This window comes from Sporosarcina sp. NPDC096371, from assembly GCF_044762865.1.
Classification (GTDB): domain Bacteria; phylum Bacillota; class Bacilli; order Bacillales_A; family Planococcaceae; genus Sporosarcina.
Window position 1 is genome coordinate 518,864 of the sequence record NZ_JBIWFE010000001.1, and the last position, 20,278, is coordinate 539,141.

The 20,278-nt window shown below is 43.7% G+C and carries 18 protein-coding genes; 17 read left to right on the forward strand and 1 reads right to left on the reverse strand.

All coding sequences use genetic code 11. The annotated features are described in order from the left end of the window. The first annotated feature begins 78 nt into the window (after positions 1-78). From ACIQ0H_RS02400 to hfq, 16 genes are all read left to right on the forward strand, one after another. Positions 79-876, forward strand: a complete 798-nt coding sequence (locus ACIQ0H_RS02400) for a YmfK family protein (protein WP_403410371.1) — start codon at positions 79-81, stop codon at positions 874-876. A 17-nt stretch (positions 877-893) separates the two neighbouring features. Next, the gene (locus ACIQ0H_RS02405) at positions 894-1,793 is read left to right on the forward strand and encodes a helix-turn-helix domain-containing protein (RefSeq protein WP_403410374.1); all 900 of its coding nucleotides are present in this window, start codon (positions 894-896) and stop codon (positions 1,791-1,793) included. Between the two features lie 30 nt (positions 1,794-1,823). Next, on the forward strand, positions 1,824-2,402 hold the full coding sequence (gene pgsA / locus ACIQ0H_RS02410) for a CDP-diacylglycerol--glycerol-3-phosphate 3-phosphatidyltransferase (protein WP_403410376.1): 579 nt from the start codon (positions 1,824-1,826) through the stop codon (positions 2,400-2,402). Between the two features lie 15 nt (positions 2,403-2,417). Further along, a complete protein-coding gene (locus tag ACIQ0H_RS02415) occupies positions 2,418-3,671 on the forward strand; it encodes a competence/damage-inducible protein A (protein WP_403410379.1) in 1,254 nt (417 codons plus the stop codon). Between the two features lie 323 nt (positions 3,672-3,994). Further along, on the forward strand, positions 3,995-5,056 hold the full coding sequence (gene recA, locus ACIQ0H_RS02420) for a recombinase RecA (protein WP_403410382.1): 1,062 nt from the start codon (positions 3,995-3,997) through the stop codon (positions 5,054-5,056). Between the two features lie 352 nt (positions 5,057-5,408). Next, positions 5,409-6,968, forward strand: coding sequence for a ribonuclease Y (gene rny, locus ACIQ0H_RS02425; RefSeq protein ID WP_403410384.1), 1,560 nt, complete (start codon positions 5,409-5,411; stop codon positions 6,966-6,968). An 81-nt stretch (positions 6,969-7,049) separates the two neighbouring features. Further along, positions 7,050-7,847, forward strand: coding sequence for a TIGR00282 family metallophosphoesterase (locus ACIQ0H_RS02430; RefSeq protein WP_403410387.1), 798 nt, complete (start codon positions 7,050-7,052; stop codon positions 7,845-7,847). 86 nt (positions 7,848-7,933) lie between these two features. After that, positions 7,934-8,200 (forward strand): stage V sporulation protein S, encoded by a 267-nt coding sequence (locus tag ACIQ0H_RS02435; protein WP_403410390.1) that lies wholly within the window; start codon positions 7,934-7,936, stop codon positions 8,198-8,200. 190 nt (positions 8,201-8,390) lie between these two features. Continuing rightward, positions 8,391-9,941, forward strand: coding sequence for a tRNA (N6-isopentenyl adenosine(37)-C2)-methylthiotransferase MiaB (miaB, locus tag ACIQ0H_RS02440; RefSeq protein WP_403410393.1), 1,551 nt, complete (start codon positions 8,391-8,393; stop codon positions 9,939-9,941). Continuing rightward, positions 9,941-10,372 (forward strand): YlbF/YmcA family competence regulator, encoded by a 432-nt coding sequence (locus tag ACIQ0H_RS02445; RefSeq protein WP_403410396.1) that lies wholly within the window; start codon positions 9,941-9,943, stop codon positions 10,370-10,372. The genes miaB and ACIQ0H_RS02445 overlap by 1 nt, the downstream gene beginning before the upstream one ends. Positions 10,373-10,466: 94 nt before the next feature. After that, positions 10,467-11,078 (forward strand): outer spore coat protein CotE, encoded by a 612-nt coding sequence (cotE, locus tag ACIQ0H_RS02450; RefSeq protein WP_403410399.1) that lies wholly within the window; start codon positions 10,467-10,469, stop codon positions 11,076-11,078. A gap of 240 nt (positions 11,079-11,318) precedes the next feature. Then, complete coding sequence (mutS, locus tag ACIQ0H_RS02455; RefSeq protein ID WP_403410402.1) at positions 11,319-13,907, forward strand: DNA mismatch repair protein MutS; 2,589 nt, start codon at positions 11,319-11,321, stop codon at positions 13,905-13,907. Positions 13,908-13,921: 14 nt separating this feature from the next. After that, complete coding sequence (gene mutL, locus ACIQ0H_RS02460; protein WP_403410406.1) at positions 13,922-15,763, forward strand: DNA mismatch repair endonuclease MutL; 1,842 nt, start codon at positions 13,922-13,924, stop codon at positions 15,761-15,763. A gap of 24 nt (positions 15,764-15,787) precedes the next feature. Next, positions 15,788-16,702 (forward strand): alpha/beta fold hydrolase, encoded by a 915-nt coding sequence (locus ACIQ0H_RS02465; protein ID WP_403410408.1) that lies wholly within the window; start codon positions 15,788-15,790, stop codon positions 16,700-16,702. Next, on the forward strand, positions 16,699-17,646 hold the full coding sequence (gene miaA / locus ACIQ0H_RS02470; protein ID WP_403410410.1) for a tRNA (adenosine(37)-N6)-dimethylallyltransferase MiaA: 948 nt from the start codon (positions 16,699-16,701) through the stop codon (positions 17,644-17,646). The genes ACIQ0H_RS02465 and miaA overlap by 4 nt, the downstream gene beginning before the upstream one ends. 45 nt (positions 17,647-17,691) lie before the next feature. Continuing rightward, positions 17,692-17,916 carry an RNA chaperone Hfq gene (gene hfq / locus ACIQ0H_RS02475; protein ID WP_403410413.1) on the forward strand — a complete coding sequence of 75 codons (225 nt, stop codon included), beginning with the start codon at positions 17,692-17,694 and terminating at the stop codon, positions 17,914-17,916. A 284-nt stretch (positions 17,917-18,200) separates the two neighbouring features. Here hfq and ACIQ0H_RS02480 read toward each other — a convergent pair whose 3' ends face one another. After that, positions 18,201-18,806, reverse strand: coding sequence for a trimeric intracellular cation channel family protein (locus ACIQ0H_RS02480; RefSeq protein ID WP_403412332.1), 606 nt, complete (start codon positions 18,804-18,806; stop codon positions 18,201-18,203). Positions 18,807-18,946: 140 nt separating this feature from the next. On the opposite strand from ACIQ0H_RS02480, the gene ACIQ0H_RS02485 reads away from it, so the two are divergent. Continuing rightward, positions 18,947-20,212 carry a methionine gamma-lyase family protein gene (locus ACIQ0H_RS02485; RefSeq protein WP_403410416.1) on the forward strand — a complete coding sequence of 422 codons (1,266 nt, stop codon included), beginning with the start codon at positions 18,947-18,949 and terminating at the stop codon, positions 20,210-20,212. The last annotated feature ends 66 nt before the right edge of the window (positions 20,213-20,278 follow it).

Here is a 20,278-nt window from a genome sequence, read left to right on the forward strand (position 1 = left end):
TAATTTCCGTTATTATAGAACTATATTGCTTACTGTGCGTCCTACTAGTAACGCATCGAAAATAAAGGGGTGTGTCGGATGGGTGAATGGTATCTTGAATACGAAGTCCAAGTGAATCGACCTGGTCTTTTGGGAGATATTGCTTCGTTACTTGGGATGCTCCGCGTCAACATTGTCACCATCAATGGCGTCGATGGCGGACATCGAGGGATGTTATTACGTACCGACAATGACGACCAAATTCAACGTTTTGCGCAAATCGCTTCGACGATGGATACAATTCAGGTAAAGAAGATTCGTGAGCCGAAGTTGCGCGATATTTTGGCGGTCCGACATGGTCGTTATATTCAACGTGATGTAGATGAGCGGAAAACTTTTCGGTTCCTTCGAAGTGAACTGGGGATTTTGGTTGATTTCATGGCGGAGATCTTTAAACAAGATGGCCATAAACTAATCGGAATTCGTGGGATGCCTCGTGTTGGTAAGACAGAATCGATTGTTGCCGCAAGTGTCTGTGCGAACAAGAAATGGATCTTTCTGTCCTCTACGATGATCAAGCAGACTGTGCGCAATAAGTTGATGGGTGATGAATTTTCCAAAGATAACATATTCATCTTAGATGGTATCGTGACGCGTCGTGCGGAGGATGAGCGTCATATGCAACTGGTCAGGGAAATGATGCGGATGCCATCTATAAAAGTGGTGGAGCATCCAGATATGTTTGTGCAGCATTCGGAATACTCCATCGAAGATTTTGATTACATTATTGAATTAAGAACCGACCCAGATCAGGAAATTACATATGATATAATGGAAAAAAACCATATGATGTCTGACCAGGGGGCAATGGGTGGTTCGGGCTTATTTAACTTCTGAACAGGTAGGTGTTTTGTGTGACCGGATTAGGTGATCGTCTCAAAGAGGCGAGAACGGCAAAAGGATTTACATTGGATGATTTACAGTCCATAACAAAGATACAGAAACGGTACCTATTGGGTATCGAAAGTGAAGATTATAGCATGATGCCAGGATCCTTCTATGTGCGTGCCTTTATCAAGCAATACGCGGAGGCAGTAGGGCTTAATCCTGACGAAATGTTAGATATGTATAAGGATATGACTCCTACGCTCACATCTGAAGAAGAGGCAAGTCAAATTTCCACGCCAACAATGACGCGGAAAAGAGGGTTAAAAAGCAACACGCAATTAAACGAAATGATGCCAAAATTGATTGTGGCCTTATTTATCATCGTTATTATCGTTGTCTTTTGGTTCCTTTATCAATATGTTGCGTCTAATAAGCCGAAAGAGAACGGAAATGTTCAACAACCGATCACAATGGAAAAGAAACCTGAAGTAGGCAAAGTCGATGTAGTAGATAAAGAAGAGCCGATTGAGGAACCAACGACAGAAGAACCACCGGTAGAAGAGCCCGAAAAGCCGACACAATCCCTGTCGTTTAAAAGTGGTAGCGGAGAAACTTCAATCTATACACTTACCGATGCGGAGACGTTCCAACTGGAAATCCGCACAAACGGAGGTTCATGGATTGGTGTGAAAGATAATACAGGGAAAGAATGGATGACTCCAAAGGCAGATGTGATGAATGCTGGAGAAACCGTTGCATTTGACCTGACGGCAACATCTAAAGTTCGAATCCGTGTGGGGCGCCCAACGTTGACAGAAATCTATGTCAATGGAGAGCTGCTTGAATATGGGGTACCAGCCAAAGATGGCGTTGCACAAAATATTAATATTGAATACAGTAAGGAAAATAGTCATCTGCCTAGATGACTATTTTCTTTGAAAGGATAGGTGTATCGAATGAATTTACCAAACAAAATCACGGTATCCCGTGTGTTGCTTATTCCCGTTTTCATGATTTTTATGCTTGTTGATTTTGGCTTTGGCAGCGTACATGTTGCCGGCACAGAGATTCAGACAGGCCATTTAATTGGCGGACTTATTTTTATTGTTGCTTCTATAACTGACTGGCTTGATGGCTACATTGCAAGGAAATATGGACTCGTTACCAATATGGGGAAATTTTTGGACCCATTGGCAGACAAATTACTCGTTTCAGCCGCATTCATTATTCTTGTTGAATTGGGAACGGCACCTTCATGGATTGTCATTATCATTATTAGCCGTGAATTTGCGGTGACAGGGCTGCGACTCATTCTTGCTGGTGGAGGAGAAGTAGTGGCAGCGAATCAGCTTGGGAAAATAAAAACGGTTGCACAAATTTTGGCAATCACATCATTATTATTGAATAATATCTTTTTTGAATCAATCGGTGTGCCATTCGGCATGATTATGTTGTATATTGCGCTACTATTTACAATTTGGTCAGGTGTCGACTATTTCTATAAAAATAGACGTGTGTTACTGGATTCGATGTAAGGGGGATGTTGAAACATGAAAGCTGAAATTATTGCGGTTGGATCTGAGTTATTACTTGGTCAAATTACCAATACAAACGCTAAGTTCATTTCATCTAAACTTGCAGAAATTGGTATCGATGTATATTATCAAACGGTTGTGGGTGACAATCCAGCCCGATTGGATGAAGTGTTGACCATTGCGCGGCAACGTGCGGATGTGTTGATTTTTACAGGTGGACTGGGACCGACGAAAGATGATATGACAAAAGAAACCATTGTGAAGCATATTGGGACAACATTAGTCAGTGATGACGAGGCACTTGGTTATATTCAAAACTATTTTGAGCGTAGTGGACGCGTGATGACAGACAATAATAAGAAGCAAGCACTTGTTTTTAAAGGCGCTCATGTGTTGCCGAATCGTAAAGGGATGGCGCCTGGCATGGCTGTAGAAAAAGACGGCGTGCAATACATTCTACTACCCGGTCCGCCACATGAAATGGAACCGATGTTCACAGATGCAGCGATTCCCTACTTGTTAGGCGCAACGGGGAACAAAGAAGTGATCACATCGCGTGTGTTGAAGTTTTATGGCATTGGGGAGGCGGATCTCGAATACCGCATCCAAGCGATTTTAGATAAGCAAACGAATCCGACAGTCGCGCCGTTAGCGACTGCTGATGCAGTGACCTTACGCTTGACGGCGAAAGCGCAGTCTACAGATGAGGCATTGGCACTGATTGCCCCTATTGAGGAAGAAATTCGAGCAATTGTTGGGGAATTTATCTATGGAATCGATGATGATACATTATCCTCCAAAGCTGCAGAATTGCTCATTCAAAATGGCTGGACGATTTCCGCAGCCGAGAGTTTAACTGCAGGATTGTTCACGGCGGAACTGGCAGGTGAGCCGGGGATAGGTGCATCACTTGAAGGTGGTGTCATTGTCTATAATGAGAAAGTGAAAATTTCTCAGCTCGGTGTAGATAGTGAATTGTTGGATGAATTTGGCATTGTCAGTGAGGAATGTGCTGCGGCTCTAGCAACAAGTGTTCAACGGAAGTTTGCAACAGATATCGGAGTTGGACTAACGGGTGCAGCAGGCCCGTCGCCTCATGATGGGGAGCCCGTTGGTACGGTGTGGATTGGCATTGCTTACAAAGACGAAGAACCAAAAACATATAAGCTATTCCTATCAGGTTCAAGAAATGCTAATCGACTTAGATCAGCTAGATTTGCGCTTTACTACCTCATTCAATTGCTAACTGAAATAGAAGGTCAAAATTAAAGTTTGGCCCGTATTCTCAATTAAAAATCAAATATCTTCCTTTTTCTCACTTAAAACTAGGATGTTGAAAACTTTTTTAGAATAAATGTTCGCTTTTTGATTGAACATTTCTGAGTAACGGAGTATAGTAGAGATAGATAGAAAAGCGGAAGCGCCTGGGTAGGGGCGCCAGGCATAAGACGAACTAGAGACGTGGCGCTCTTTGCCACATAGGAAGGATGAAGTTCAAACCTTCCCTGCTAGGTTGGCTTATGACCCAAGCCCCTAGGCGCTGGAGCTAGACAGGTAAATAAAACAGAACACACCCTAAGGGAGGAAATAATTTGAGCGATCGTAAAGCCGCTTTAGATATGGCATTAAAACAAATTGAAAAGCAATTCGGTAAAGGGTCTGTTATGAAGTTGGGCGAAAAAACGGGCCTAGAAATTTCAACATCTTCAACGGGTTCTCTTGCACTTGATGCAGCACTAGGAGTAGGTGGCTATCCACGCGGACGTGTCATCGAAATCTATGGACCTGAGAGTTCTGGTAAAACGACAGTATCTCTTCATGCGATTGCAGAAGTACAAGCAAACGGCGGAACAGCCGCATTTATCGATGCAGAGCATGCGCTCGATCCAATTTATGCACGTAAATTAGGTGTAAATATTGATGAGTTACTGCTTTCTCAACCAGATACGGGGGAGCAAGCGCTTGAAATTGCTGAAGCACTTGTCCGAAGTGGAGCTGTTGATATTATTGTTGTCGACTCCGTTGCAGCACTTGTGCCAAAAGCGGAAATCGAAGGGGAGATGGGTGACTCGCACGTTGGGTTACAAGCTCGTCTGATGTCACAAGCCCTACGTAAACTTTCTGGTGCTATTAACAAGTCTAATACGCTAGCCGTATTCATTAACCAGATTCGTGAAAAAGTAGGCGTCATGTTCGGAAGTCCTGAGGTGACACCTGGTGGACGTGCACTAAAATTCTATTCCTCCGTGCGTATAGATGTGCGACGCGGCGAAGCGATTAAACAAGGCAATGATATTGTTGGGAACAAGACCCGAATTCGTGTTGTGAAAAATAAAGTAGCACCACCGTTCCGTACAGCAGAAGTTGATATTATGTATGGTGAAGGGATTTCTAGAGAAGGTGAAGTTATCGATCTTGGTGTTGAAGTCGAGGTTGTTCAGAAGAGTGGATCATGGTATTCATACGAAGGAGAACGACTCGGACAAGGACGCGAGAATTCGAAGCAATTCTTGAAAGAAAATCCTGCTGTCTGTGCAGAGATTTCTAATAAAATCCGTGAGTCTTATGGTCTTGCAAGTGCAAACTATATAATTGCTGGTCATGACGAAGATGATGAAGACGAAGAGTTGGAACTACTTCTTGACGAAAAGTAATCAGCTAATTCAAAAGCCAATTCCCCTACAACGGGCGATTGGCTTTTTTTCTTAAGATTAGTTGAACAAATGATTAGGCATATAAACTGAGCGCAGGCAGTCCCATGAGCCGCGGAGAGTTAAAAGAAATATTAGTGTTCATTGATCAACTAAATACGAGAATGGAAGATATTGATCCCTATTCTGTGTAATAAAACGTAAGGAAGGCTCGTGAAACCTTGACATGTCATTTTCACACGGATACAATTAGAATTGTATAATTAATATCCTAAAATTGATTTTGGCAGTTATGTTGTAAGTAGAAATACGAACCGACTGAAAATGACAAGAACGACAGGAAGAGGTGACCTAAATGTTGTTAGAAATTATCATCTCCGTTTTGGTCGGTCTGCTCGTTGGTGCTGGTGTTACCTATTTGTTTAATAAGAACGTGAATGAGTCAAAAGTGACGGGTGCCAAACACACCGCTGAACAAATCGTCGAAGAGGCGAAGCGTGAAGCAGAGGCTATGAAAAAAGAGGCACTTTTAGAAGCGAAGGATGAAACTCACAAACTGAGAATTGAAGCGGAATCAGAGATCCGGGAAAGAAGAGCGGAACTGCAAAAGCAGGAGAACCGTCTTTTACAACGGGAAGAAAATCATGACCGCAAGGATGATGCTCTAAACAAAAGAGAAGCAGGTCTGGAGCGTAAAGAAGAAACGCTAACCGGAAGACAACAGCATATCGAACAGATGGAACGCAAGGCGGAAGAACTAGTTGCCGTTCAACAAACGGAACTTGAAAGAGTATCGGCATTGACTCGAGATGAAGCGAAAAGGCTTATTCTGGGTGAAGTAGAGCAGGAACTGGCGACAGATATCGCGATTATGACAAAGGAATCAGAACAACGTGCAAAAGAAGAGTCAGATAAGAAATCACGTGAAATCCTTTCCCTTGCCTTGCAACGTTTCGCGGCAGACCATGTCGCAGAAACAACGGTTTCGGTAGTCAATCTACCAAATGATGAGATGAAAGGTCGCATTATCGGGCGCGAAGGACGTAATATCCGAACGCTTGAAACGCTGACGGGTATCGATTTGATTATCGATGATACGCCAGAAGCAGTTATCCTATCAGGCTTTGATCCGGTACGACGGGAAACGGCACGTCTTGCGTTGGAGAAACTTGTGCAAGATGGACGAATTCACCCAGCTCGTATTGAAGAGATGGTCGATAAGTCAAGGCGTGAAGTCGATGAGCTAATCCGGGAGACGGGAGAGCAAACTTCATTTGATATTGGGGTCCACAATTTACACCCAGATCTTATCAAGATCCTTGGTAGATTGCGATTCCGTACAAGCTATGGACAAAATGTCTTGAAGCACTCAACGGAAGTGGCTTATCTTGCTGGACTATTAGCAGCTGAGCTTGGGGAAGATGTTACACTCGCAAGACGTGCTGGACTTCTTCATGATATCGGAAAAGCGATTGACCATGAAGTAGAGGGTAGTCATGTTGAAATCGGTGTGGAACTCGCAACGAAATACAAAGAACATCCGGTAGTCATTAACAGTATCGCATCCCATCATGGGGATACAGAGGCGACATCGGTGATTGCGGTGCTTGTCGCTGCGGCAGATGCATTATCCGCTGCAAGACCAGGTGCACGCAGTGAAACACTTGAAAACTATATCCGTAGATTACAGAAGCTCGAAGAGATTTCAGAATCGTATGACGGAGTAGAGAAATCATTCGCGATTCAAGCTGGTCGTGAGGTTCGAATTATTGTTCGTCCCGATCAAATTGATGATATTACAGCGCATCGCCTGGCGAGAGATATCCGAAAACGGATTGAGGAAGAACTCGATTATCCAGGACATATTAAAGTAACGGTCATCCGTGAAACACGAGCGGTCGAATACGCAAAATAAAGAACAAAAGTTAAAAATGAAAAAAAGGGGCTTCCGTGCACTTCGGTCCGGAAGTCTCTTTTCTATTGGGAGAGAATTGATATGAAAGTATTATTTATTGGCGACATCGTAGGTTCACCGGGACGGGATATGCTGTATGATTATTTACCACGGTTGAAAAGAAAGTATAGTCCGGATGTGATTATTGCCAACGGTGAAAATGCGGCATCTGGAAGAGGGATTACCAAAGCGATTTTCGACGACCTACTGCGTGCAGGGGTGGATGTGGTAACGATGGGTAACCATACATGGGATCACAAAGAAATTTATGATTTTATCGATGAAACGGATTATCTGATTCGTCCCGCGAATTTTTCAGATGAGGCGCCTGGTAGAGGCATGACGTCTATTTCACGCAATGGCGTGACGTTGTCTATTATTAATTTGCACGGACGAACATTTTTACCGCCACACGGGGATCCGTTTGAAAAGGCTGAAAAGTTAGTAGCAGAGGCTAAAGAAATTTCTCCTCTTGTCTTCGTCGATTTCCACGCAGAAGCAACGAGTGAAAAAATTGCGATGGGCTGGCATCTTGATGGTAAGGCTTCTGTCGTCGTAGGAACGCACACGCACGTCCAGACAGCGGATGACCGCATCTTGCCAGGAGGAACCGCCTATTTAACGGACGCTGGTATGACAGGTCCGTATGATGAGATTCTGGGGATGAAGAAAGAAGACGTCATCTACCGTTTCCGTACCAATTTACCGGTTCGTTTTGAAGTGCCTAAAAATGGACGAACACAATTGAACGGTCTTTTCGTTGAACTAGATGACCAAACAGGCAAAGCGTTAGCAATCGAGCGCGTTAGCATCAATGAAGACCGTCCGCTCAAAGGTTGATTCGCGTCTAAACATCACCTCCGTTTCATAGGATAGTTTATGGAGATATCCATTCCATAGACATCGGAAAATAAGGAGGAATAATGGTGAATCCATTGAAGGTATCATCTCGCTCGAATCCGAACTCGGTAGCAGGTGCACTTGTCGCAGTAATCCGGGACCAAGGCTACGCAGAAATGCAAGCAGTAGGCGCAGGTGCATTAAATCAAGCAGTGAAAGCAGTTGCAATTGCGCGGGGATTCGTCGCTCCAAGCGGCTCCGATCTCATATGTGCGCCTGCTTTCACCGATATTGAGATTAATGGTGAAGGGCGTACGGCGTTAAAATTACTTGTTGAAAAGCGAACTCGTTGACTATTAATCGTTAAATAAGTAAAGACCACGGGGGTATCCATTTCCCGTGGTCTTTTATGATTGAAAAAGTCTATGCAACTGTGACAAACAAACAACAAAGCAGCCTTAACTTGTACAGGCACCCTACAATTCAGTATAATAGATGTATATGTTTACATTCCCAAGGGATCGTAGGAAAGGGGACTTTTTCATGAATGAAGAACAGCGCCTGAGTGCGGGGCTTGTAACACCAGGTTTAACAAAACCGGAGGAGAAAGTAGAAAAGGATTATAGTCAATATTTCCAAACTGTCTATACGCCACCTTCATTGAAAGACGCAAAAAAGCGTGGGAAAGAGGAAATCACGTATCATGATGATTTCAACATCGATGAACGCTTCCGTGATATGGGGATGGGTCGGAAATTTTATATACGTACATACGGCTGTCAGATGAATGAACATGACACAGAAGTAATGGCGGGTATTTTTACGGGCCTAGGCTATGAACTGGCGGATACGGTTGAAGATGCCAACGTTATTTTACTGAATACATGTGCGATTCGTGAAAATGCGGAGAACAAGGTGTTTGGTGAACTGGGTCATCTGAAATCGCTTAAGAGACGCAATCCTGACGTGCTCGTTGGGGTATGTGGTTGTATGTCTCAAGAAGAATCTGTGGTCAATAAAATTTTGAAAACCTATGATCAAGTAGATATGATTTTCGGTACACATAATATTCATAGGCTGCCCCATATTTTACATGAAGCGTATTTATCGAAAGAAATGGTTATCGAAGTGTGGTCTAAAGAAGGGGATATCATTGAAAACCTTCCGAAGGTGCGCCACGGTAACATTAAAGCATGGGTCAATATTATGTACGGCTGCGATAAGTTTTGTACGTATTGCATCGTGCCGTATACGCGCGGAAAAGAACGTAGCAGACGACCAGAAGATATTATCCAAGAAGTCCGGCATTTGGCGGCACAAGGTTATCGGGAAATTACCGTACTTGGTCAAAACGTCAATGCGTATGGTAAAGATTTCGATGATGTTGACTACCGTTTTGGTGATTTGATGGATGACCTGCGCAAAATTGATATTGCAAGAATCCGTTTCACAACAAGTCATCCACGTGATTTTGATGATCATTTGATCGAGGTGCTTGCCAAAGGTGGAAATCTAGTCGATCATATTCATCTACCTGTTCAATCGGGTTCCAGTGATATTTTGAAAATCATGTCTAGAAAGTATACACGTGAGCATTACCTTGACCTCGTCCGTAAAATAAAAGAAGCTATCCCAAGTGTCACGTTAACGACGGATATCATCGTAGGCTTCCCGAACGAAACAGACGAGCAGTTCGAAGAGACGATGTCCTTGTATGAGGAAGTCGGCTTTGACATTGCATACACATATATTTATTCCCCACGTGAAGGTACACCGGCTGCCAAAATGGTAGATAATGTGCCGATGGAAGTGAAGAAAGAACGATTGCAGCGACTGAATAAGCTTGTGAATGATGGGTCAGCAGAGGCAATGAAGTCCTATAAAGGCCAAATTGTTGAAGTACTTGTTGAAGGCGAAAGTAAGAAGAATCCAGAAGTACTCGCAGGCTACACGGCGAAGAATAAGCTTGTGAATTTTAAAGCACCGCAATCGGTGATTGGGAAACTAGTTAATGTTAAAATAATAGAGGCCAAAACATGGTCGCTCGACGGTGAATTTATCGGCGTCGCAGAAAAGGAAAAGGTGATTTTTTAATGGAAAAGCTATATACGAAAGATGAGATTGTTGAAAAAGCGAAAGAAATCGCACTAATGATTGCCAATACGGAAGAAGTCGAGTTTTTCAAACGTGCAGAAGCGCAAATTAATGAAAATACGAAAATCCGTGAAAGTATTGCAAGTTTAAAAACTTTACAGAAACAAGCGGTCAATTTCCAACAGTATGGTAAAGAAAAAGCGATGAATCTTGTTGAAGGTAAAATCGATAAAATTCAAACTGAAATTGATGAGGTTCCGATTGTACAAGAATTCAAACAATCACAAATGGATGTCAATGATTTGTTGCAACTCGTTTCAAATGCTATTGCCAACGGCGTGACAGATGAAATCATGAGAGCAACAGGTGGTGATGTAACACGCGGAGAAACGGGTTCTTATATAAAAAGTACGACATATGACAAACTATAAGAGATCGGCAGGGAAAATTTCCTGCCGATTTTTTTCACTTTCTGGGCTTTTGTTGCATACAATGGATTGAAGCGAATGGAGGAGGAATCGAGACTTGAAAAACTTACGTCAGATTGTGGCCAAAACGATTATCGCCAAAGGGAAGCAACGCTCCGAAATGAATGTAACGCTGAAGCCGCCGCATTGCCCAACGAGCATCCTAGGCTGCTGGGTTATCAATCATACGCACACAGCGAAAAAGATTGGTAAATTCATTGAAGTGACGGGTAAATTTGATGTCAACGTGTGGTATTCACATCAGGAGCATTCGAAAACGTCTGTCTTTACGGAATGTGTCACGTACAAAGAACGGATTCGCCTACATTATCGTGATGAGCCAACGTCTGGGCATGAGGAAATTATTGTGAATGTGATTCAGCATCCGAATTGTACGGAAGCTATCATTTCGGAATGTGGTGAGAAGTTCATCATCACAGTGGAACGTGAACTGCTCGCAGAGGTTGTTGGTGAAACTAAAATTTGTGTATTGGTTCAAGAGAGTAACTTTGAGGAAGAATGGCCTTTTAGTGATGAATCATCATCACATAACCATGAACACAATCATAATCACGGACATAGACAGGAAAATCGGGAAGACAACAGGGAAGAAAACCGTAAAGGACCTGGACACGATCACCCGAGAGGAAAAGATGCACCCGCATTTTAAGAGCCGGCAACACTACCGGCTTTTTTTTCGTGTTCCATGTTTGCGGTGAATGTATGGCTTATGAGAACTGAGCGAAGACGTCTGACAAGGGGGAGCCCCCGGCTGTAGCGAGAATGACAGAAACAATTGGTGCCAGTAATTGGACGTGGTGCATTTGGTCTTATTTTGAGGATTAGTTCAACAGATTTCGAGTGAGTACTGGTATAATAATAAAAAAAGTAACTGTAGTGAGGGTAACTAATGACAACGAAACATACACCAATGATGCAACAATATTTACAAGTGAAATCGCAGCATGAGGATGCGTTTTTATTTTTTAGGCTAGGCGATTTTTATGAATTGTTTTTTACAGATGCGACAGAGGCCGCACAAATTCTTGAAATTACGCTGACGAGCCGTGATTCAGCGGGGAGTGAACGTATTCCGATGTGCGGCGTGCCGTATCATTCGGCGGCAGGTTATATTGAAACGTTGGTCCGCAAAGGGCATAAAGTGGCCATTTGTGAGCAAACAGAAGATCCAAAAACCGCGGTTGGAATTGTGAAAAGGGAAGTCGTCAAGATTGTGACACCGGGCACCATGACGGAAGGGAAAACGATTGATGCCAACACGAATCATTTCATCGGTGCCGTAGATAGTTTAGATGATAATCACTATGCTCTCGCTTATCTTGATCTGGCGACAGGTGAGGGGAAAGTGGAACGTGTGGAAGGCGATGAAAGGTCGTTAATCGCTGAAATCGAAGCGTTAGGGATGAAGGAAATCGTCGTCGGCGAAAGGCTCCATATCGCACTCAGCGATAGCATGGCAAAACGTAATATCGTGCTATCGATTGAGCATAGTGAAGAGCGAGTCGAAACAACCGATTTATTTGGCAATATACCGGAAATGGTAATGGAAGCGTGCAGTATGCTCGTAGCCTACATCAAACGGACGCAAAAAACGGCTCTTGACCATATCAGACCCTTTGAATTTATCCGGAAACAAGCGAAATTATCCATCGATGCCAATTCAATGCGTAATCTAGAATTGGTCCAATCAATCCGGAATGGCAGCAAGGAAGGCACGCTCTATTGGTTGCTCGATGAAACGGTAACGGCTATGGGTGCGCGGAAGTTGAAAATGTGGATACATCAGCCACTTGCGGAACAGACGACGATTGAAAATCGATTGAATACCGTATCAGAGCTAATGGAAGAGTTTTTCTTAAGTGATGAGCTGAAAACGAATTTGAAAGAAGTCTATGATTTAGAGCGACTAGCGGGGCGCATCTCGATGGGCAGCGCGAGTGGTAGAGATTTAGCACAATTGCGAAATTCACTGCGCCGTGTTCCAGAAATCAAAAAATTACTGCATGAGTCGGAACGGCCTTTATTGAACGATTTTGCCAAGCGTATTAATGTCTGTGAAGCAGCGTTAGCAACACTCGAAGCAGCTATTGCTGAAAATCCGCCGTTATCGGTTAAAGAGGGCGGCGTCATTAAGGATGGCTTTGATGCGAAACTCGACCAATATCGGGATGCATCGAAGAATGGTAAGGCGTGGCTTGCGGAACTGGAACGAGAAGAACGCGAACGGACAGGCATTAAAACATTAAAAATAGGCTATAACCGCATATTTGGCTACTTTATTGAAATAACGAAATCCAATATCCATCTTGCTGATCTGGAGCGCTATGAACGGAAGCAGACGCTTGCCAATGCGGAACGTTACATAACCCCTGAATTGAAGGAGAAAGAAGACTTGATTCTTAATGCGGAAGCAGAAGGTCAGGAACTTGAATATCGCCTATTCAGTAGCGTTCGAGATGAGATGAAAATGCATATTAGACAAATTCAACATCTCGCAAGTGTTCTGAGTGAATTGGATGTTCTACTAGCATTCGCAACGGTATCAGAGAAACGTAACTATGTGAAGCCGGTATTCCATGAAGGGATTGCCTTAGAAATTAAAAACGGGCGTCATCCAGTCGTAGAAAAGATGATGGATCATTCGCTCTATGTACCGAATAGCTGTAAATTAGCGGAACAAGCGAATATGTTACTCATTACGGGACCCAATATGTCCGGGAAAAGTACGTATATGCGTCAAGTGGCACTAACTGTTGTCATGGCACAAATCGGTTGTTACGTCCCTTGTGAACAGGCCTACTTGCCGGTCACCGATCAAATCTTCACACGGATTGGGGCGGCAGATGATCTTGCTTCTGGTCAAAGTACGTTCATGATGGAAATGATGGAGTCGCAAAATGCAATTGCCAATGCAACGGCGAAAAGCCTTCTGTTGTTCGATGAAATTGGGCGGGGAACCTCTACTTATGATGGCATGGCACTTGCGCAGGCGATGATGGAATATATTCATCATGAAATCGGGGCGAATACGTTATTTTCCACGCATTATCATGAATTGACGAATTTAGATAAAGAACTATCTAGACTTGAAAATGTCCATGTTGCAGCGATGGAACAGGATGGTAAAGTTGTGTTTTTGCATAAAGTGATGGCAGGCCCAGCGGATAAAAGTTATGGGATTTACGTGGCGGAGCTTGCGGGTCTTCCTGCACCTCTTTTAGAACGGGCCAAAACCCTACTGGCAACATTTGAAAGTAGTGAGCAGGTTCATACGAAAGCGGATGAGCCGCAACAACTAAACTTTTTTGATTTGCCAAAAGAGGAACCGCAACAACAACAACAACAGCCACAACAACCTGTTCGTACAACAGGGGAACAGCAAGTACTCGATGCATTAGCGAGTTATGATGTGCTGAACATGACGCCACTTCAGGCATTCCAGTATGTCTATGAGATGAAAGAAAAGCTTAAGGGTTAGAAAGGGTGAGACGGATGGACATCATCAAAGTGATGGACGATATGCTGTCGAATAAAATTGCTGCGGGTGAAGTCGTAGAACGTCCAGCCTCTATCGTCAAAGAACTTGTAGAAAATGCCATAGACGCGGAGAGTAGTGTCATCGAGATTGCACTTGAAGAAGCGGGCCTAACGTCTATTCGCGTCACAGATAACGGTAAAGGCATGACACGTCAAGATGCTGTGCAAGCGTTTGAGCGTCATGCGACAAGTAAAATTAGCAATGAGCATGACCTGTTTCGCATCCGGACGCTTGGTTTTCGCGGAGAAGCACTTGCGAGTATTGCCTCCGTGTCTAAAATCATGCTATGGACGTCTGATGGAGAAACGTCCGGTACGGAAGTGCAAATCGATGGCGGACAAGTCGTCAAGCATGAAAATGCGGCTTTTCGTAAAGGGACAGATATGACCGTGTCCCAATTATTTTTCAATACACCTGCACGTTTAAAATATATGAAGACCATACAAACGGAATTGGGCCACACGATTGACCTCGTCAATCGGTTGGCACTCAGTCATCCGACGATTTCCTTTAAATTGACTCATCATAGTCAAACCTTGTTACAGACATCAGGTAGCGGGGACCAACGGCGCGTGCTGTCGGATATCTATGGGATGGCCGTTGCCAAGAAGATGGTTCCTTTTTCAGGTGCCAATGCCGATTACAGCGTGCAAGGTTATGTCACATTGCCGGAAATGACCCGTGCCTCTCGAAACTATATGACACTGATTGTCAATGGCAGATGGGTGAAAAGTAATGCGGTAAATCATGCCGTACTAGATGCATTCCACACGTACTTGCCGATTGGACGCTCACCCGTTGCCGTCATCAACGTTGAGGGCGACCCCTTCTTAACAGACGTCAATGTCCATCCTTCTAAACAACATATTCGCATGAGTAAGGAAGGTGAACTGATCATTCTGATAAAAGAAGCCGTTCGTGAGGCCATTAAGAAAAGTGTCATCGTGCCGGATGCGATCAAAAAAGAACCAGCTAAGAAAATTCAATCAGAACAAGTGAATATCTGGGATTCATTCAGAACTGTCAAACCTTCATCAGTCCCGGAAAGACCGCCAACGATACAGGAACAACCGGTCTATCGGCCTTATGAGACAACAGAAACGATTGAACCACCGACATGGACGGTCGAGGAAGCGCCAATTGAAGCACCATTTGAATCTGCAATTGAAACGCCAATCGCTTCAGAACAACCACCAAGTGAACCGAAAAAAGCATTTCCATCACTGGTTCCGGTTGGACAAGTACATGGCACGTATATTATTGCGCAAAACGAAGATGGCTTTTTCATGATTGACCAACACGCAGCGCAAGAACGCATAAAATATGAGTTTTTCAGGGATAAGTTAAGTGCGCCAGACCACGGAGAACGACAGTTATTATTGCTGCCATTGATGTTCCACTACGCAGCAAATGAGAAGACAAAAATCGAGGAAAATATGACTCTTCTACAAGATGTCGGCATTTACTTGGAGGAATTTGGACCGTCCTCATATGCAGTCAAGGAATATCCTTCTTGGTTTCCAGCAGGACAAGAGACGGAGATTATCGAAGACCTGATTGAACAAGTATTAGAAAAACGTAAGGTGGATGTTGGGAAACTGCGTGAGGAAGCAGCCATTATGATGAGTTGTAAAAAGTCTATCAAGGCTAATCATTATTTGACAGTCGCGGATATGGAAAGGTTGTTACACGATTTAGCCGAATCTGAAAATCCTTTCACCTGTCCACATGGTCGGCCTGTACTCATTCATTTCACCACATACGAAATTGAAAAGATGTTTAAACGAGTGATGTAAAAAACGAAAGGGTGGTGGCTATCGATGGAGCACTTGGTCTTGGATATGACGGACGGATTTTCAATCTATGCTTTCATTTTACAACCAGAGGGCGAACCAAAAGGGCATATCCATCTGCTGCACGGCATGTCCGAACATATTGGCAGATATGAGGAATTTGCTACCTATCTTATGAAGCAAGGCTATATCGTTTCGGGGCATGATCACCGCGGCCATGGTAAGACGGCCGAAGTGAATGGTAAGAAAGGTCATTTTGCAGATGAGGGCGGTTTTGACCGTGTCGTACAAGATGCCCATGAAATTGTGACGGCTTTACGAGTGCAGTACCCTGCCAATCGATTCCTATTATTTGGTCATAGCATGGGGTCATTTGTTGCACGTAGATATGTTCAATTGCATGGAAATGAGGTTGATCTTGCTGTGTTTTCGGGGACGGGCGGGGACCCAGGCGTTAGTCGCATAGCTGGGCAGGCAGTTGCCTATTTACGTGGTAAAAAGAATGGGTTCGATCAACCCGATCATTTTTTAAATAAGCTTATTTTTGGTGGTTTCAATAAATCTGTTCGTGACCCGAAAACACCTTTCGACTGGTTAGCAAATAATTCTGAGGCCGTCGCAACCTATCTGGCCGATTCAAACTGCGGGCATGTACCGACGACTCGTTTTTTTGCAGATTTATTAGAAGGAATCGGAAAAGTGCATGATACAGATGAAATTAATCGCATTCCGAAACAGTTACCCATCCTTCTATTCTCAGGAAGCGAAGACCCTGTGGGGAACAATGGTAAAGGAGTTTGGAATGCAGCACAACAATATGAACATGCAGGGATTGAAGATGTGACAGTCATGCTGTTTGAAGGTGGTAGACACGAAATGCTAAATGAAAAGAACCGACAGCATGTATTCGAATTTGTGTACAACTGGATGGAAAAACGATGAACAAGATGCCAGAAGTAATTGCAATCGTCGGACCAACGGCGTCGGGAAAAACAGCCCTAAGTGTAGAACTTGCGAAAGCGATTGGTGGCGAAGTCATTAATGGTGATGCGATGCAAGTCTACAAGGAGCTTGATATTGGTACAGCGAAAATTACAATAGAAGAAATGGATGGGATTCCCCATCATTTGTTTGATGTGAAAGAACCGGATGAATCTTTTTCAGTTGCCGAATACCAAACGGCAGTACGACACTGGATCAAAGATATTCAAGAGCGTGGCAAAACACCGATTATAGCGGGGGGAACAGGCCTGTATGTGCAATCGGTGTTGTATGATTTTCGTTTTACTGAAGAGGCGGCGGATCTTGCTGTTAGGGAACGGCTCGAGCAGGAACTAGCGGACAAAGGTGCGGATGTTCTGTATGAACGGCTCGTGTCCATCGATCCGGCAGGTGCTGAAAAGATTCACCCTAATAATCACCGTAGGCTTGTTCGCGCACTTGAAATCATTGAAGTGACTGGAAAAACAAAAGGCGACCACGAAGAAAATGTGGGACATGCTCCTCTTTATGATCATCTTATTGTAGGCCTGGAAATGGACCGTGATGTGCTGTATGAACGAATTGATCGACGTGTGGACATCATGATGGACAAAGGGTTATGGGATGAAGCGCAAGCATTATGGGATGCGGGCATTCGTGACATGCAGTCCGTTCAGGCGATTGGCTACAAAGAACTTCATCAAAGTATCGAGGGTAAGCTATTGCTGGAAGAGGCCGTTGAGTTGATGAAGAAAAACACACGCAATTATGCCAAACGGCAAATGACGTATTTCCGCAATAAGTTGGATGTGGAATGGTTTGACGCGAAATTGGGGACTGCAGAAATTGTTAAGGGAATTTTGGAAATTATGCAGGATTTCGACTATTTAAAGCGAATAAGATAAAGGGAGTAGGAGAAATATTAGCACACCAACAGGAGGATTCTGCGTATGGCACAGGGGAACATGCAAGAAACTTTTTTGAACTCGTTACGAAAGAATAACACATTTGTAACGGTATTTTTACTCAATGGATTTCAATTGAAAGGGCTTATTAAATCGTATGACAATTATACGGTTTTACTTGAATCGGAAGGCAAGCAACAATTGATTTACAAACATGCGATTTCGACATATGTCCCGGCGAAACCAGTGATTTTAAAAGAGGAAGTGTAAGACAGAAAAGCGGAATTAGGAGAAGGACTCCTAGTTCCGTTTTTTTGTTTTTACGATATCAATATATGAGAATTGCTCCAAACGCTATTTTTAAAAAAATAAATTTGATTTTTTCATGCTGGATAATTGCAAAAGGACATTCACCAAAATCGTTAGAGAGTATGAAATCCAATGAAAACCTATTTTTGTTTCCTGCGGTAACGGAATTAATTTAGAAACGGTTAGTTTCTGCCTATACTAATGGAATGAAAAAAGCGGAACAGGGGTAGATTCCTTGTTTCGCTTTAAGATGGCTGGATTTTTCGTAGCGGTAATTTCCAATGAAAAATAAATGACAAAATACGCAAACCCGCAGTGAAAATGAGCAATAAGTAAAGCGCCCAATCTCCGGAAAAAATCCCGAGTCCGACAAGCAGTCCAGCAAGCGCAGCCCAGATGGCATAGATTTCTTCTTGAAAAACAAGAGGCCTCCTACCTGCCAACAAATCGCGGATTACGCCTCCTCCTGCTCCCGTCAGAACGGCTGCAACGATAACAGCATTAAGCGGCATGTCGAGCTGAATGGCCAGCATCGCACCTTGAATCGCGAAGGCAGCCAAACCGACCGCGTCAAAATACGTTCCCCATCTTGTCCAGTGGGTTAGTAGATGCCTTGAAAAGAAGAAAATCGTCACGATTAAAACAGTTGCAACGATAAATAAAAATTGTTGGTCCCATAGAACGGATACAGGAACACCGATTAATAGATTGCGGACAGCTCCTCCACCGAATGCAGTGACTATACCTAATATATAAACGCCAAAAATGTCATATTCCTCTTCCATTGCAATAATCGCGCCAGAAATGGCAAACGCCGCGGTACCTATGAAACTAAATACATCCCACGCCAATACGCTTCCCCCATTCAAACTATCATTCTGCATTCTACCAGATTGGATGTATTTATCAATAAAAAGCTACGTAATCGTTGACCTATGTGGACAGACTGATAAGATAATGAAGTGACTATTTAACGGAATGAGGAATTCAGATGATATTGAATGAACAAGATGAGTTGTTACTAGAGAAGGCGGAAGTGATTGAAGACAAGCTTGCTCCGTTTTTTAAAGATGTTGAAAAAATAGCTTTTTACAATCAACGGAAAGTGCTAGCAGCATTCCGTAAAAATATGGTCAGTGATTTTCATCTAACGGGATCTACAGGGTATGGTTACGATGATAGTGGTCGTGACGTGTTGGAACAGGTCTACGCCGACGTTTTTGGGGCGGAATCTTGCCTAGTGCGCAATCAAATTATTTCGGGAACACATGCCATTTCCATCAGTCTTTTTGGTATTCTTCGCCCTGGTGATGAGCTACTGTATATCACGGGAAAACCGTATGATACTTTGGAATCCATCGTTTCCGGCAAAGGGAAAGACACGGGTTCTTTGCAAGATTACGGCATTTCGTATAAACATATCGATTTGAACGAAGACGGGACGGTCAATTTCGATGAAGTGGTTAAACATATGCATAGTAAGACGAAAATGATTGGCATACAGCGTTCGAAAGGTTACTCGGATCGCCCATCCTTCATGGTCGATGAAATCGGTGAAATGGTCCGTCGCGTGAAGGCCGTCAATCCTGACGTTGTCGTATTTGTCGATAATTGCTACGGGGAATTCGTGGAAGATAAAGAACCGATGGAAGTGGGCGCTGATTTAATGGCGGGCTCACTCATTAAAAATCCAGGGGGCGGGCTTGTGCGTACAGGCGGCTACATCGCAGGGCGTGCTGATCTTGTTGAACAATGCGCTTACCGAATGACGTCGCCTGGACTTGGGGCGGAAGCAGGGGCATCGCTCGATACACTTCTTGAAATGTACCAAGGCTTTTTCCTTGCGCCACACGTCGTCAGCCAAGCGGTGAAAGGTGCATTGTTTACCGCAGCACTGCTCGAAGATTTTGGCCTTCAGACGTCGCCACATTATACGACAAAAAGGACGGATCTGATTCAATCTGTTTCCTTTAAAAATGCCGATCAAATGATTGCTTTCTGTCGGACAATCCAAGCCAATTCGCCTATCAATGCGCATTATGCACCTGAGCCATCGTATATGCCTGGCTATACGGACGATGTCATCATGGCGGCCGGAACATTCATCCAAGGTTCCAGCATCGAATTGACGGCTGATGGCCCTATCAGACCGCCATACACGGCTTATGTCCAAGGTGGACTGACGTACGAACACGTAAAAGCAGCGGTGTTATCCTCTGTTGAGAAACTGGTTCGTGAAAACTTGATTGAACAATAAGTACAAGAACGTTTTCATCCAACTAAAAAAGAGCTGTTCCCATCGCGAAGGGGAACGGCTCTTTTG

Coding starts and splice junctions, on each gene's coding strand:
- miaA (WP_403410410.1), top strand. CDS start 16,699: ATGAACAAGATGCCAGAAGTAATTGCAATCGTCGGACCAACGGCGTCG.
- ACIQ0H_RS02400 (WP_403410371.1), top strand. CDS start 79: ATGGGTGAATGGTATCTTGAATACGAAGTCCAAGTGAATCGACCTGGT.
- ACIQ0H_RS02415 (WP_403410379.1), top strand. CDS start 2,418: ATGAAAGCTGAAATTATTGCGGTTGGATCTGAGTTATTACTTGGTCAA.
- pgsA (WP_403410376.1), top strand. CDS start 1,824: ATGAATTTACCAAACAAAATCACGGTATCCCGTGTGTTGCTTATTCCC.
- ACIQ0H_RS02430 (WP_403410387.1), top strand. CDS start 7,050: ATGAAAGTATTATTTATTGGCGACATCGTAGGTTCACCGGGACGGGAT.
- miaB (WP_403410393.1), top strand. CDS start 8,391: ATGAATGAAGAACAGCGCCTGAGTGCGGGGCTTGTAACACCAGGTTTA.
- ACIQ0H_RS02485 (WP_403410416.1), top strand. CDS start 18,947: ATGATATTGAATGAACAAGATGAGTTGTTACTAGAGAAGGCGGAAGTG.
- mutS (WP_403410402.1), top strand. CDS start 11,319: ATGACAACGAAACATACACCAATGATGCAACAATATTTACAAGTGAAA.
- hfq (WP_403410413.1), top strand. CDS start 17,692: ATGGCACAGGGGAACATGCAAGAAACTTTTTTGAACTCGTTACGAAAG.
- rny (WP_403410384.1), top strand. CDS start 5,409: ATGTTGTTAGAAATTATCATCTCCGTTTTGGTCGGTCTGCTCGTTGGT.
- mutL (WP_403410406.1), top strand. CDS start 13,922: ATGGACATCATCAAAGTGATGGACGATATGCTGTCGAATAAAATTGCT.
- ACIQ0H_RS02465 (WP_403410408.1), top strand. CDS start 15,788: ATGGAGCACTTGGTCTTGGATATGACGGACGGATTTTCAATCTATGCT.
- ACIQ0H_RS02445 (WP_403410396.1), top strand. CDS start 9,941: ATGGAAAAGCTATATACGAAAGATGAGATTGTTGAAAAAGCGAAAGAA.